Source organism: Sphingopyxis sp. GW821-FHT12C06, assembly GCF_058807415.1.
Genome location: NZ_JBXAQR010000005.1, coordinates 198,235 through 212,598 on the forward strand (window position 1 = coordinate 198,235; position 14,364 = coordinate 212,598).

Genomic DNA, 14,364 nt, shown 5'->3' on the forward strand with positions numbered 1-14,364 from the left:
TTTTCGTCACCCCGGATCAAGCCCGGCATGACGAAGTGAGGGGAAATTGACTCACCAATCTCCTTGGTGTATTATCTCTATAACTCACCAAGGAGATTGATCATGCGTCTCGCCTTCCTCATCCCGCCGGTCATGCTCCTTGCCGCTTGCGGGCAGGACAAGAAAGCGGCCGACGAAACCGAAGTTAGCATCAATGCCGACGGCGATGGCGGCAATGTCCAGATCACCTCGGGCAAGGATGGCGGAAAGCTGAAGGTCAACGGCGACGGCGTGAATATCGACCTCGACATTCCGGACCTCGGCGACATGGAGTTGGGCAGCGATTTCGACATCGACGGCGTGAAGCTCTATCCCGGCAGCAAGATCACCGCGATGGACGTCAAGGCCAATGACAAAAATGGCGCGAGCGACGCGGTGGTGAAGTTCGGCTTCACTGCGCCTGCGGCGCCCGCGAAGGCCGCCGACTGGATGGCCACCGAATTCGCCAAAAAGGGCGTCAAGGTCACCCGGACGGGTGACACGCTCGCGGGCAAGGATGAGGATGGCGCCGACTTCACGATCAAATTCGGACCCGACGGCGCGAACGCCAAGGGCGAGGTCGTGATCGTCAAGGGCTGAAGCCGACGTTGATTTGTTCCCCGGCGAAAGCCGGGGCCCAGCGCAACTTTGAAATTCCGGGCCCCGGCTTTTGCCGGGGAACAGCCAATTATCCGCTATTCCGCAATGCCGTCGCGATCGCGTTGATCGTCAGCTGAATCCCCTCGGCGATCCGGGGATCGGTTTCGCCCGCGCGGTGGCGCTTCATCAGCTCGATCTGCAACAGGTTCAGCGGCTCGATATAGGGTAGCCGCAGCCGGATCGACGCCTCCAGTGCCGGATTCTTGTCGAGCAGGCGCGACTGGCCGGTGATCGACAGCAATCCGTCATGCGCGCGGTTCCACCCGTCGCGGATGCGCGTGAAGATCGCCTCATGCCCGTCGACATCGCTCGCGAGCTCCGCATAGCGCGCCGCGATCCCCATGTCGGATTTCGCCAGCACCATCTCCATATTGTCGAGCAGCGCGGCGAAGAAGGGCCAGCTTTGCGCCATGTCGGCGAGCAGCGCCTTGTCGCCAAAGCCCGCAAACGCCTCGCCGGTGCCGTACCAGCCGGGCAGCATCGCGCGTGCCTGCGACCAGCTGAACACCCACGGAATCGCCCGCAGATCCTCGATCGCGCTGCTTTTGGTGCGGCTCGACGGGCGCGACCCGATCTTCAGCGTCGCGATCTCGGCGATCGGGGTCATCGCGCGGAAGAAATCCCTGAACGTCGGCGTCTCATAGACCAGCCCGCGATAGGCGGCGAAGGCGCCGTCCGACAGCGTCCCCATCGCTTCGGTAAAGCGCGGTGCATCGGCCGCGCTCAGCGCGTCGGGCTCGAGGCTCGCGAGCAGGCTCGCCGACACCATCGCCTCCAAATTGGTCGCCGCGCTTTCGCTCGTGCCGAATTTGGCGGCGATCACTTCGCCCTGTTCGGTGATGCGGATGCGGCCCTGCACCGTGCACGCGGGCTGGGCGCGGATCGCGGCAAAGGCGCTGCCGCCGCCGCGTCCGACCGCGCCGCCGCGGCCGTGGAACAGCTGCATCGACGGACCCGCCGCCTCGAACACCGGGGTCAGCGCCTGCGACGCCTGATGCAATCCCCAGGTCGAGGTCAGATAACCGCCGTCCTTGTTCGAATCCGAATAGCCGATCATCACTTCCTGATGCCCGCGCAGCACGACCTGCGGGCCAACCTCGGGCATCGCGAAATAACGCGCCATGATATCGGGCGCGCGATCGAGATCGGCGATCGTTTCGAACAGCGGCACGACCATCAGGTTCGTCTCGCCCGCCGCGTCGCCGCTGCGCCACAGCCCGGCTTCGCGCGCGAGGACATGGACCTCGAGCAGGTCGGACAGATCCTGCGCCATGCTGATGATCCACTGGCAGATTGCGTCCGGCCCCAGCCGCTTGCGGACATCGGCGGCGGCGTGGACGATCGCGAGTTCGCCTGCGGTTTCGTCCGACCACATATGCCATGGCGCGGCGAGCGGCCGGTCGCTCTGCAACTCGGCGGTGAGCAGCGCGACCCGCGCCGCTTCGTCCAGCGCGCGATAATCGGCACACACGCCCGAAACCTGCAGCAGCTCGGCAAGCACGCGCTCATGCACCGCGCTATTCTGTCGCATGTCGAGCGTGGCCAAATGAAACCCGAACACTTCGACCGCGCGGATCAGCCGCCCGATCGCGCCGATCCCGCCCAGCTGGCCTTCGCCGCTCGCCGACAATCCATTGGCGAGCGTGACGAGGTCGCCGCGAAAATCGGCGGGGGCATCGTAAATCTGCCCGGTCAGCGCCGACGGACGCGGCGGCGCCCGGCCGACGATCGCGGCATAGGTCGCGCACAGCCGCGCATAAATCCCCGACAGCGCACGGCGATAGGGTTCGTCGCGGCGGCTCGGCGCATTATCGCCGCTCGCCTCGGCCAGCGCTTCGACGGCCTCGGGAACGACGGCTAGGCCCGAAGATACCGACAGCTCGGCGCCTAGCGCATGGACCGCGTCGATATAATGGCCCAGCACTGCGGCGGCGTTGCGCCCGGTCGCCTGCTGCAACGTCCCGGCGGTGACGAAGGGGTTGCCGTCGCGGTCGCCGCCTATCCAGCTGCCGACGCGCAGGAAGCTCGCGGGGCGCTGTCCCAGCTCATTTTCCCAGCGTGCGTAAAGCTTGGGCACCACGGGCAGGAAGACGTCGCGCAAATAGGTCAGCGCATTGTCGATCTCGTCGGCGACGAACAATTTTTCGGTGCGCAGCGGACGCGTCTGCCACAGCAGCACGATCTGCCGCCGGATCGCATCCTCGAGGATGTCGCCCTCGGGGGTTTCGCCGGCGCCCGTATCGCGCAGCAGCATCAGCTCGGCGATGCGGTTCTTGTGATCGAGCATCGACTTGCGGCGCACCTCCGTCGGGTGCGCGGTCAGCACCGGCGCGATCAGCGCCGCGCCGAGCAGCGCGGCAACCGCGTCGCTGCCGATCCCGTCGGCCTTCAACTTCGCGAGCGCCGCGGCGACGGTCGCCTCGGGTTCGGCGGCGACCCCCTGCCGGTCCTCGGCGAGGTTGGCGAGCATCGAAAACAGCATGAAGCCGCGCACGAAGGCGATCGTGTCGTCGAGGCTCAGCGCGTCGAGCCCGGGGTCGATCGCCTCGGCCCCCGCGATCCCGCGGTGCCGGTCAACACTCGACGAGCGGATATATTCGGTCTGGCGATACAGCTTGTCGCCGCCATAGGCGCGAATGACATCGCCCAATATCCGCCCCAGATAGCGGATGTCGGGATTTTGCGAGATCTGTATCGGAGGGCCCATGACCGCTTTGCTGCACCTGCGAAGGCACAGCGTCAAGCGGCAGGACGGACGCGCATAGCTATGCGCGTCCGTCCGGAAAGTCCGACTAGCGCACCTTGACCAGGTTGATCGTGCCCATGTCGATCCGCGGCCGACCGTCAAACTCCACGCCATTATGCGTGTCGCTGATGAACATCAGCTTCCCCGACGCGTCGGTGATCCGCGCCGAAACCGAATAGCGGCCGCGCGGGTCGAGCTTGTTCTGGTCGACGGTCAGCGAGAAAGCGAAGGGCACCTGACGGCCGTCGGCGGTGAAGTTTTGCTGCGCGATGGTGCGCGACGGCGCATCCATCAGGCTGACGTCGGCGAGCTGGATTTCGACCTGCGCGGTCGGCGGCAACGCGATGCGTTCGCGATAGGCGATGCTGCCGGTGACCGACACGGCCTGTTCGGACGGACCCAGCGTCGCGCAGGCGGCGAGCGGCAGGGTGGCGAGGGTGAGCGCGAGAGCGCGGGCGATACGGACCATGATATTCTCCTGTTCGGGTTGGCGGCCCCACTAGAACCGCGTTGATGAACCGCGTCTGTCCGCCTTGTTGTACGCCCTTTATCCTTCCAGTTCGACATCCCAGTAAAGCCAGTCGATCCAGCTCTCGTGCAGATAGCCCGGCGGAAAGGCGCGGCCATTGTCCTGCAGCTGCCACGTCGTCGGGCGCCACGGCTGACGGTAAATCGGCATATGCGCTTGCTGCGGCGTCCGCCCGCCTTTGCGCAGGTTACACGGCGCGCAGGCGGTGGTGACATTTTCCCAGCTCGTCCGTCCGCCCAGCCGGCGCGGTACGACATGGTCAAAGGTCAGATCCCGACCCGACCCGCAATATTGGCACGAAAAGCGGTCGCGCAGGAACAGGTTGAACCGGGTGAAGGCGGGGTGCTGCGACGGCTTCACATATTGGCGCAGCGCAATCACGCTGGGGATCGGCATCGTTCGCGTCGGCGAATGAATTTCGCGTTCGTAATTTTCGACGATGGTGACGCGGTCGAGGAAAACCGCCTTGACCGCGGTTTGCCATGGCCACAGGCTGAGCGGGTAATAGCTGAGCGGCGTATAGTCGGCGTTGAGCACCAATGCGGGACAGCTATCGGGATGGCGGGCGAGATCGGGATGGAACATGGCTTTTCGACGCTGCCCCTTTTGCTGCGAGGGATGGCGCGCCACTGCCGTTCCCGAGTGACACTGTCATTACATGACGCATCTGAATCTGACGTCAAGGGGGCAATTGCCGCAACATATGGAATGATTCAAAAGCGGCGACCACAGCATATGGGGCATCATCGGGCGCGGCTCATGAAATTGCCCGGTCGCCCATGCTGACCCGATTCGCGCCGAGTCCGACCGGCGAACTCCATCTCGGTCATGCCTATAGCGCGCTGCTCGCACACAGTGCTGCGCGCGCGGTTGGCGGCCGGTTCGCGCTGCGCATCGACGACATCGACGGCAGCCGCTCGCGCGAGGATTATGTCGGTGCCTCGCTCGCCGACCTCATATGGCTCGGGATCGACTGGGACGGCGAACCGGTGCGGCAGTCGCAGCGGTTAGGTGCCTATGCAGCCGCGCTCGACGATCTGCGAGGCCGCGATCTCGTCTATCCCTGTTTCTGCACCCGCGCTGATATCGCCGCCAGCCTTTCGGCGCCGCACGGGCCGTCCGGCGCAATCTATCCCGGCACCTGCCGCGATCTCGCCGCCGAAGAACGCGCACGGCGCATCGCGGCGGGCGAGGCGCATTGCTGGCGGCTCGCCATGGCGCGCGCCGCCGCGCAGGCGGGCGACCTTGCGTGGGAGGAGCATGGGCAGGGGATGCGCCCCGCCGACCCCCGCGCCCACGGCGATATTGTCCTCGCGCGCAAGGATGCCCCCGCCAGCTATCATCTCGCGAGCACGCTCGACGATGCCAATATGGGGGTGACGCATGTCGTGCGCGGCGCCGACCTGATCGCCTCGACCGACATCCACCGGCTGCTCCAGGCGCTGCTCGGCCTGCCGACCCCGGCCTATCGCCACCACGGCCTCATCTGCGGTCCCGATGGCAAGCGGCTGGCAAAGCGCGACGCCGCGGCGTCGCTCGCATCGCTCCAGGCGGCGGGTATCGGCGGCCTCGCGCTCGCCGCCGATTTGCGCGCCGGGCGGCTTCCCGCTGGCTATTTGCTGCAAAATCCCTAAAATAGCGCCATGCAAATCCTCCTCATCCTGGCGGTCGTTGTCGCGGCCGGATTCGTCCTCTTCTCGCTCGCGCGGGGTCTCTTCTATTTCTCGCAAGGCCACCGCGCGGCGATGGAAGGCACGGTCGAGGCAAATCAGCTGATGCAGAACAAGATGATGATGTCGCGCATCAAATGGCAGGCGATCACGATCATCCTGCTTGTGGTGATCGGCCTGACGGCAGGCGGCGGCAGCTAAGTCCGCCCCTCTCATGGTCAAGCTCAACAAAATCTACACGCGCACCGGCGACGCCGGCACGACGGGCCTCGTCGACGGGTCGCGCATCGCCAAATCGGCGCCGCTGATGGCGGCGGTCGGCGATGTCGACGAAACCAACAGCGCGATCGGCGTCGCCGCGGCAGCGCTTGATCCGGGCGGCGAGGCGGCGGCGATGCTGTCGCGGATCCAGAACGAACTCTTCGACCTCGGCGCCGATCTTGCGACCCCCGCCGATTCCGTCACCGGCTTTGCTCCCGCTGAAATGGCGCTGCGCGTCGTGCAAAGCCAGATCGACCGGCTCGAGGCCGAGATTGATGCGATGAACGACGATCTCTCGCCGCTTTCCAGCTTCATCCTGCCCGGCGGGACCGAAGCCGCGGCGCGGCTGCACCTCGCCCGCGCGACCGCGCGCCGTGCCGAACGGTCGGCGGTCGCCGCCGGGGTGGAGCGCGACCTCAATCCGCTCGCATTGACCTATCTCAACCGTCTGTCGGACCATCTGTTCGTGCTGACGCGCGCGCTCAACGCCGCGGCGGGCGGCGACATCTTGTGGAAACCCGGCGCGACGCGCTGAGGCGAAGCCGTCCCCGCTTCTTCGTCACCCCGGACTTGATCCGGGGTCCACGCGGCCATGGATGCCGGATCAGGTCCAGCGTGGCCAGTGAGGATCCATGTTCCCCTAATGTTCTGGACATTTTGTCGCGGCGTCACCATAATCGGGCGCACCGCGAAACCGAATCGCGGCTCGGGGAATTGTTCAGACATGGCCAGCCGTACCGACGCTTCGACCGCCCGCATTGCCGATCCGGTCACGGAACTGGCGCACCGTTTCGCTGCGACCCGTGCGCTGTCGTTCGACCTTGTCGCCCGCTTGTCCGACGCCGACGCTTCGGCGCAGTCGATGCCCGATGCCTCGCCTGCCAAATGGCATCTCGCGCACACGACCTGGTTTTTCGAGACTTTCGTTCTGCGCGACCATGTGCCGGAATATCGCGCCTATGACGATCGCTTCGCCTATCTGTTCAACAGCTATTATGAGGCCGAAGGCCCGCGTCATGCCCGGCCGCAGCGCGGCCTCCTGACGCGCCCGTCGCTGGCCGAAGTGTGCGACTGGCGCGAGCATGTCGATGCGGCCGTGCCCGCCGCGCTGCCTCACCTGTCGCCCGCCGCGCTGGCGCTCGTCGAACTGGGCATCCAGCACGAACAACAGCATCAGGAATTGCTGCTCACCGACATCAAGCATCTCTTCGCCCAAAACCCGCTTGGCCCGGCGATTTGGAACGCCGCCGACCCTGCATTTCCGAATGAAGTTGCGCAGTTTTCTGCCCTTTCGCCGCCGCGCGGTAAGGCGAGCTTGATGCGCTGGATCGAGGGCGCCGAGGGCGTGGTTTCGGTCGGCCACAGCGGCGATGGCTTCGCATTCGACTGTGAACTTCCGCAGTTTTCGGCGCTTTTGACCCCGCACGCGCTCGCGAGCCGGACGGTGACCAATGGCGAATGGCAGCAGTTTATCGACGACGGCGGTTATCGCGCACCCTCGCTGTGGCTCAGCGACGGCTGGGCGTGGGTGCAAGCCGGAAATGTCGACGCGCCCGCCTATTGGCAGGACGGGCGGCAGTTCACGCTGACGGGCTGGCAGGATATCGACCCCGCCGCGCCCGTCACCCATATCAGCTTCTTCGAGGCCGATGCCTTTGCGAGCTGGGCGGGGGCACGCTTGCCGACCGAGGTCGAATGGGAAACCGCCGCTGCGGGGCTCGATCCGGCTTCGGGGCAACAGCTCGACAGCGCCGGGCCTGTGCATCCGGCTGCGGTCGATGCTGACACAGGCCTGCAACAGATGTTCGGCAGCGTGTGGGAATGGACCGGCAGCGCCTATCGTCCCTATCCCGGCTTTCGCGCCGCGCCCGGCGCGGTCGGCGAATATAATGGCAAGTTCATGAGCGGCCAGTTCGTGCTGCGCGGCGGCAGCTGCGCGACCCCGCGCGGCCATATGCGCGCGAGCTACCGCAATTTCTTTTACCCCCATCAGCGCTGGCAGTTCACCGGCCTTCGCCTCGCCAAGGATCTTTGACATGGGTGTTGTGCGCAACCTTCGTCAGGTTTCGGCCGACGATGCCGGAATCGATATCGCCTTTCGTGCCGACGTCCACGCCGGCCTCAGCCAGCAGCAAAAGGCGATCCCCGCGCGCTGGTTCTACGACGCGACCGGCTCGGCCTTGTTCGAGGATATCACCGCGCTCCCCGAATATTATCCGACGCGAAGCGAAACCGATCTCCTCACCCGCCACGCCGCCGACATCGCCGCGGCGATTGGCCCGGGTCGTGCGGTGGTCGAACTGGGGTCGGGCAGCTCGACCAAGACGCCCTTGCTGCTCGGCGCGATCGCTCCCGCCGCCTATGTGCCGGTCGATATTTCGGGTGATTTTCTGCGCGACAGTTCGGCCGCGCTGGCAGCGCGCTTTCCGGGGCTTCCCATTTATCCGGTCGAGGCCGATTTCACCCAGCGCGTCGATCTGCCGCGCGAAATCTGTCCGCTGTCCAAGCTCGGTTTCTTCCCGGGGTCGACGATCGGCAATATGGTCGCGCGCACCGCGGTCGACCTGCTTCGCCATTGGCGCGCGACGCTCGGCGACGGATCGCAGCTTCTGATCGGGATCGACCGGATCAAGGATATCGCCATACTCGAGCGCGCCTATGACGACCCCGCCGGGGTGACCGCGGCGTTCAACCTCAACCTGCTCGAACGGATAAACCGCGAGCTCGGCGGCGATTTGCCGGTCGAGAATTTCTTCCATCGTGCGGTCTGGAACGACATATATGCGCGAATCGAAATGCACCTCGTTGCCGCTTGCGACATGGAATTCACGGTCGATGGTCATCGCTATGCGATGGCGGCGGGCGAGACGATTCACAGCGAGAACAGCCATAAATATGGCCCGCGCGACGCGAACCTGCTCCTCCGCGCGGGCGGCTGGACCCCGACCCGGACATGGGACGATGCCGATCCCGCCTTCGCGCTGATTCTCGCCGAAGCGACCGCCTTTCGCTCCGCCCCTTGACGCGCGGCCTCCAAAGCCTAGTCAGCGCCCACGGATTCAGCGAAAGGATAGCGGTATGATCGTCGGCGTAATCGGAGCGGGCCAGATGGGCGCGGGCATTGCCCAGGTATCTGCGGGCGCCGGCCATGATGTGCTGCTCTCCGATATCGACCTCGCGCGTGCCGAAGCCGGCAAGGCAGGGATCGCCAAGGCGCTCGGCCGTCTCGTCGCCAAGGAAAAAATGAGCCAAAGCGACGCCGACGCCTTGCTCGCGCGCATCACCCCGGTCGCCGACCATAGCGCCTTCGCTCCCGCCGACCTTGTCATCGAAGCGGCCACCGAGCGTGAGGAAATCAAGCGCGCGATCTTCGCCAGCGTCGGCCCGCACCTGTCGGCTACGGCGATCCTCGCGACCAACACCAGTTCGATCCCGATCACGCGCCTCGCGCAGGCCTCGCACGACCCGGCGCGCTTCATCGGTGTCCATTTCTTCAATCCCGTGCCCGTCATGGGGCTGATCGAACTGATCCGCGGTCTCGCAACCAGCGACGCGACCTTGCAGACGGTCGAGGCCTATGGCCGCGGTCTCGGCAAGGAAATCGTCCACGCCAATGACGCGCCGGGCTTTATCGTCAATCGCGTGCTGATGCCGCTGATCAACGAAGCGGTGTTCGCGCTCGGTGAAGGCGTCGCGACGATGCAGGACATCGACGCCGGTTGCCGTCTCGGCCTCAACCATCCGATGGGTCCGATCACGCTCGCCGACTTCATCGGGCTCGACACCTGCCTCGAGATTATCCGCGTCCTCCACAGCGGCACCGGCGATCCCAAATTCCGCCCCGCACCATTGCTCGTCCAATATGTCGAAGCGGGCTGGGTCGGCAAAAAGGCCGGGCGCGGCTTCTACGACTGGACGGGCCCCGAACCGGTTCCGACACGCTGATGACAAAAAATGGGGCGGGAGCCGGTTGCCTTTCCGTGCGTTGAGTCTGTGGGCCGCACTGGCCGGAGCGAACAGAGGAAAAGATCATGCGCAGCAAGCTTTTGATTGGCCTGATGGTCGCCGCCTTCATCCTGCCGGCTCCTTCCTACGCCCAAAAGGGCGCGCCGGAAGATTCGACGATCAAGGGTACAGCCAATTCGATAACCGAACCGTTTGACGGCAAGGAAGTGCCCCCAAAGCTTTTGGCGATCCAGGAGAGTCCCTATTCGCTCGCCGGGCTTGGGAAATGTGCTGCGATCGCCACGGAAATAACCGAACTCAACGAGGTGCTCGGCCCCGACGTCAATGAACAGGTCGACAAGGACCGCGCGAAGAAGCGTGAAGAAACGGCGGGCCGCGTCGCTGGCACGGTCGCGGGCGGGATTATCCCGTTTCGCGGGCTGATCGGCGAGGTCACCGGCGCCAATGCCGAACGGCGGCGCTATGCCTTGGCCGTCTATGCCGGGACGGTGCGGCGCGGTTTCCTGAAAGGGGTCGGGCTCGAGCGTGGCTGCAAGGCGCCCGCGCGGCCATAAAAGATGCATGACTTGGGGGGAGAGAGGAATGCAGGTCAGCAATATTCGTCCGTTCACGGTCGCGGTCCCGCAGGCGGCACTCGACGATCTGAAAGACCGTCTCGCGCGCACCCGCTGGCCCGAAAAGGAAACGGTTTCCGACTGGGATCAGGGCCTCCCGCTCGCCTATGCGCAGGAATTGGCGGCCTATTGGCAGCACGACTATGACTGGCGGCGCGTCGAGGCGCGGCTGAACGCGCTGCCCAATTTTCTGGCCGAGGTCGATGGCCTCGACATTCATTTCCTCCATATTCGCTCGGATAATCCCGCGGCGCGCCCGCTGGTGCTGACGCACGGCTGGCCGGGGTCGGTGCTCGAATTTCTCGACGTCATCGCGCCCTTGTCGGCCGACTATCACCTCGTGATCCCGTCGCTTCCCGGCTATGGTTTTTCGGGCAAGCCGACGACCGCCAAATGGAGCGTCGAGCATATCGCCGCCGGCTGGGACGCGCTGATGCGCGCGCTCGGCTATGACCGCTATTTCGCGCAAGGCGGCGATTGGGGCAGCGCCGTCACCTGTGCGATCGGTATGAACCACGCCGATCATTGCGCCGGTATCCACGTCAACATGGTCGTCGGCGCACCGCCGCCCGATTTGATGAACGATCTCACCGACGCCGAGAAAGCCTATCTCGCGCGCTTCGGCTGGTATCAGGCGAAGGACAGCGGCTATTCGGCGCAACAGGCCACGCGGCCGCAGACGCTCGGCTATGGTCTGACCGATTCACCGGTCGGGCAGATGGCGTGGATCGCTGAAAAATTCCACGGCTGGACCGATTGCGGGCACGCGCCGGGCGGCCAGTCGATCGGCGGCCACCCCGAAAATCTGCTGTCGAAGGATGCGATGCTCGACGCGGTCAGCCTCTATTGGTTCACTGCGAGTGCCGCCTCCTCGGCGCGGCTCTATTGGCACAGCTTCCGCAGCTTCGCCGCGGGCGAAATTCAGGTGCCGACGGGATGCAGTCTGTTCCCGAACGAAATCATGCGCCTGTCGCGGCGCTGGGCGGAGCGGCGCTATCGCAACATCGTCTATTGGAATGAGGTCGAACGCGGCGGTCATTTCGCCGCGTGGGAACAGCCGGAGTTGTTCGCTGCCGAAGTCCGCGCCGCCTTTGCGGGCATGACGCTTTGAACGGGCCGCCGACGTTTGCCGGCGGCCCGCCGAATCACAGCGGACGCATAACCACGTTGCAGGTTTCGGGGGCGGAGCGCAGCGCTGTGTTCCACGTCACCTGATTGCCCTGGCGGTGCAGGCGCACGCCCTTCTTGTTCTCATACACCTGGCCATTGTTGGCGGGGGTCGAATAGAGTGACAGCGTCCGTCCGCCATTAATGCGGACCAACGCGCCATTGCCCAGATAATTGACGGTCAGCCGGGTGCCGCCGCTGCATTCATAGCTGGTACCCGTTCGGGCGGGGACCGAAGCGCAGCCCGCGAGGGCCAGCGCCGCAGCGCCAGCGACGACGATTTGCATCTTCATTGTCATGGCCTTTCCCCTCAATAGCCCGAGCGGACGCACAGCACGTCGGCGAGATAGACCCGGTTCGCGACCGTTTCCATATGTTCGCGTGCCGACCCGTTCCAGCCGATCGAACGGCACCAGGTGTCGGCGGTCTGCGCCGCGCAATTGGCGGTCCCCGACCCATTGGCGCAAGCGAGGACGCGGCGGTTTCCGGTTGCCGGCTGGGTATGGAATTCGGCAAAATTGCCGCGGGTGCTTTGATCGTTCGCGGGCGGGTTCGGATCCCAGCCGCCGCCGCCCGATCCGATCGGTCGAATCGACTGGATGGTCAGCCCGCGCAGCACATTGTTCAGCACCGGCGTATCGCGATCGATGGTGCGGCACTGGCCGCGATAGCGGGCCTTTTCGCACATTTCCCAGCGGCCGCTCTTCACCCGGATCGAATTGACCGGCCATGCGAGGCCAAGGTTCGGCTTGGCCTCGCCGATGAAGACCGCCGGGCCGCGATAGCTGGCGTCGCGATAGATGGTCGCCTCGGTCGGCCGGGCCATGCGGTCCTCGGGCGGCTGGGCTTGGGTGACAGCGAAAAGTCCGCCCCCCATCGAAAATGTAGCTGCGGCCAGTATTGACAAGCGATAGGCGGTTTTCATCATGCCCTCCTGTTCCAGATACGAACCTGAGGAAGCTATCATTTTCGGCTGGTTACGCCAAGTGGTGCAGTCACGCCGGCAAGATCGATGCTATGCCGTGACGAGGACTGGCGGCCTGTCCATTCAAGGCGCTTTCGTCGGGGTTTCGAGGGGTGTCTGGGCCGAAGCCGGAGCGGAAACGGGTGGAGTTGCGGTCGGAGCGGGCGCAGCAACGGGCGGTGCGATGCTCAGCATCAACCCCGCGAGCGCCGCCGACATCAGGTTTGACAGGCTGCCCGCGAGCAGCGCTTTCAGCCCCAGCCGCGCGATCATCGGCCGCTGGTTGGGAGCGAGGCTGCCCGTCACCGCCATCTGGATCGCAATCGAACTGAAATTGGCGAAGCCGCACAGTGCAAAGGTCGCGATCGCGACCGCCGCCAGCGACATGTCGCCCTGCATTTTGCCAAGGTCGATGAAGGCGACGAATTCGTTGAGCACGACCTTGGTACCGAACAGCCCGCCGACCGCGGCGCTTTCGTCCCATGGCACGCCCATCAGCCACATCACCGGGCGGAAGATTGTCCCGATGATCGCCTGAAAGGACAGGCCGTCATAGCCGAACCAGTGCCCGATCCCGGCGAGCAGGCCGTTGGCGAGTGCGACGAGGGCGACGAAGGCGAGCACCATCGCACCGACCGCGACCGCGAGCTTGACCCCGGTCTGCGCGCCCTGCGCCGCTGCCATGATCAGGTTGGCGGGCTTCTCCTCGTCATGGCTTGCCTCGGGCATGATGATGGGCTCGATGCCCAGATCCTTGGGGTCATCGGGCATCATGATCTTTGCCATCAAAATGCCGCCCGGCGCCGACATGAAGCTGGCAGCGAGCAGATAGGGCAGCAATTGTTCGCCGATCATGCTCGCATAGGCACCCAAAATCGTGCCCGCGACCCCGGCCATGCCCACGGTCATGATCGTGAACAGCTGCGACGGGGTCAGGCCGGCGAGATAGGGGCGGATGACCAGCGGCGCTTCGGACTGGCCGACGAAGATGTTCGCCGCGGCGCCAAGGCTTTCGACCTTGGTGATGCCGGTGACCTTCTGGATCGCGCCGCCGACCCACTTGATCACCAATTGCATGATCCCCAGATAATAGAGGATCGAGATCAGCGAGGCGAAGAAGATGATCACCGGCAGCGCTGCGATCGCAAAGCTGTGGCCGCCCATCTCGGGCGCCGCGAGCGGGCCGAAAATGAAATCGGTCCCGGCCTTGGCATAGCCGAGCAGGTTCGACACCGCGTTCGACATCGCCTGGATGATCGCTCGGCCCCACGGTGTGCCGATCACCAACAGCGCGAAACCGGCCTGAAGCAGGAAGGCGGGGACGACGATGCGCAGGCGAATCCAGCGGCGGTTCGACGAAAAAAGCACGGCAATCGCAAGCAATGCGACGATTCCAAGCAAACCGATCAGGCGTTCCATATCTTCGTGCGTCCCCCGCGAGCGTAATTCGCCTGTCTAGCGGGCTGGGCGATGGGGGCAAGGGGGTGGGTGTCCTGATGCCAGCGCTCTTTTGCCTTGCCCGAACGTCTGTTCTCCCCCCAACATTGCCTCCCGGACCTGATCAGAAGCGCGCCTTTCAGGAAAGAACGCGGCGGATGCCGGATCAAATCCGGCATACCGAAGAAAACATGGGCAACCGCAGCAGGTGGCACCCAAATCAGCTTGGCGCTGGCCTGTTTTCTTTTTAGAAACCGGCAGTTGTTGGGGGATGGTGCATGGTTCGTTTGATTTGGGCGGCATTTTTATTGGTCCTGTCGCCGCCTGTATTT

15 protein-coding genes are annotated in these 14,364 nt (G+C 64.8%); 9 read left to right on the forward strand and 6 right to left on the reverse strand.

What is annotated here, in order from left to right; genetic code table 11:
- Positions 1-102: 102 nt before the first annotated feature.
- Positions 103-618 carry a hypothetical protein gene (locus AC1RRJ_RS16250; protein WP_493124512.1) on the forward strand — a complete coding sequence of 172 codons (516 nt, stop codon included), beginning with the start codon at positions 103-105 and terminating at the stop codon, positions 616-618.
- 88 nt (positions 619-706) lie between these two features.
- Here the strand turns inward: AC1RRJ_RS16250 and ppc are convergent, their stop codons facing one another.
- From ppc to AC1RRJ_RS16265, 3 genes are all read right to left on the reverse strand, one after another.
- Entirely contained in the window at positions 707-3,385 is a 2,679-nt protein-coding gene (gene ppc, locus AC1RRJ_RS16255; protein WP_493124514.1) for a phosphoenolpyruvate carboxylase, read from the reverse strand.
- A gap of 85 nt (positions 3,386-3,470) precedes the next feature.
- On the reverse strand, positions 3,471-3,893 hold the full coding sequence (locus tag AC1RRJ_RS16260) for a YbaY family lipoprotein (RefSeq protein ID WP_493124516.1): 423 nt from the start codon (positions 3,891-3,893) through the stop codon (positions 3,471-3,473).
- Between the two features lie 78 nt (positions 3,894-3,971).
- Positions 3,972-4,538 carry an HNH endonuclease gene (locus AC1RRJ_RS16265; protein ID WP_493124959.1) on the reverse strand — a complete coding sequence of 189 codons (567 nt, stop codon included), beginning with the start codon at positions 4,536-4,538 and terminating at the stop codon, positions 3,972-3,974.
- A 194-nt stretch (positions 4,539-4,732) separates the two neighbouring features.
- On the opposite strand from AC1RRJ_RS16265, the gene gluQRS reads away from it, so the two are divergent.
- The 8 genes from gluQRS (at position 4,733) to AC1RRJ_RS16305 (ending at position 11,575) form a co-directional block, all read left to right on the forward strand.
- A complete protein-coding gene (gene gluQRS / locus AC1RRJ_RS16270; protein ID WP_493124518.1) occupies positions 4,733-5,587 on the forward strand; it encodes a tRNA glutamyl-Q(34) synthetase GluQRS in 855 nt (284 codons plus the stop codon).
- A gap of 9 nt (positions 5,588-5,596) precedes the next feature.
- Positions 5,597-5,824, forward strand: a complete 228-nt coding sequence (locus AC1RRJ_RS16275) for an HIG1 domain-containing protein (protein ID WP_493124520.1) — start codon at positions 5,597-5,599, stop codon at positions 5,822-5,824.
- Between the two features lie 13 nt (positions 5,825-5,837).
- The gene (locus AC1RRJ_RS16280) at positions 5,838-6,419 is read left to right on the forward strand and encodes a cob(I)yrinic acid a,c-diamide adenosyltransferase (protein ID WP_493124522.1); all 582 of its coding nucleotides are present in this window, start codon (positions 5,838-5,840) and stop codon (positions 6,417-6,419) included.
- Between the two features lie 189 nt (positions 6,420-6,608).
- Complete coding sequence (egtB, locus tag AC1RRJ_RS16285; RefSeq protein ID WP_493124524.1) at positions 6,609-7,919, forward strand: ergothioneine biosynthesis protein EgtB; 1,311 nt, start codon at positions 6,609-6,611, stop codon at positions 7,917-7,919.
- 1 nt (position 7,920) lies between these two features.
- Positions 7,921-8,907 carry an L-histidine N(alpha)-methyltransferase gene (egtD, locus tag AC1RRJ_RS16290; protein WP_493124526.1) on the forward strand — a complete coding sequence of 329 codons (987 nt, stop codon included), beginning with the start codon at positions 7,921-7,923 and terminating at the stop codon, positions 8,905-8,907.
- Positions 8,908-8,962: 55 nt separating this feature from the next.
- Positions 8,963-9,829: a 3-hydroxyacyl-CoA dehydrogenase NAD-binding domain-containing protein gene (locus AC1RRJ_RS16295; RefSeq protein ID WP_493124528.1), complete on the forward strand. Its 867-nt coding sequence runs from the start codon at positions 8,963-8,965 to the stop codon at positions 9,827-9,829.
- Between the two features lie 86 nt (positions 9,830-9,915).
- Positions 9,916-10,404 (forward strand): hypothetical protein, encoded by a 489-nt coding sequence (locus tag AC1RRJ_RS16300; RefSeq protein ID WP_493124530.1) that lies wholly within the window; start codon positions 9,916-9,918, stop codon positions 10,402-10,404.
- A gap of 28 nt (positions 10,405-10,432) precedes the next feature.
- Positions 10,433-11,575 (forward strand): epoxide hydrolase family protein, encoded by a 1,143-nt coding sequence (locus AC1RRJ_RS16305; protein ID WP_493124531.1) that lies wholly within the window; start codon positions 10,433-10,435, stop codon positions 11,573-11,575.
- A gap of 34 nt (positions 11,576-11,609) precedes the next feature.
- Here the strand turns inward: AC1RRJ_RS16305 and AC1RRJ_RS16310 are convergent, their stop codons facing one another.
- The 3 genes from AC1RRJ_RS16310 to AC1RRJ_RS16320 all read right to left on the reverse strand — a co-directional run bounded on the left by AC1RRJ_RS16310 (position 11,610) and on the right by AC1RRJ_RS16320 (position 14,014).
- Positions 11,610-11,924: an MliC family protein gene (locus AC1RRJ_RS16310; RefSeq protein WP_493124532.1), complete on the reverse strand. Its 315-nt coding sequence runs from the start codon at positions 11,922-11,924 to the stop codon at positions 11,610-11,612.
- Positions 11,925-11,941: 17 nt separating this feature from the next.
- Positions 11,942-12,559, reverse strand: coding sequence for a beta/gamma crystallin-related protein (locus AC1RRJ_RS16315; RefSeq protein WP_493124533.1), 618 nt, complete (start codon positions 12,557-12,559; stop codon positions 11,942-11,944).
- Between the two features lie 120 nt (positions 12,560-12,679).
- On the reverse strand, positions 12,680-14,014 hold the full coding sequence (locus AC1RRJ_RS16320) for a NupC/NupG family nucleoside CNT transporter (protein ID WP_493124534.1): 1,335 nt from the start codon (positions 14,012-14,014) through the stop codon (positions 12,680-12,682).
- Between the last annotated feature and the right edge of the window lie 350 nt (positions 14,015-14,364).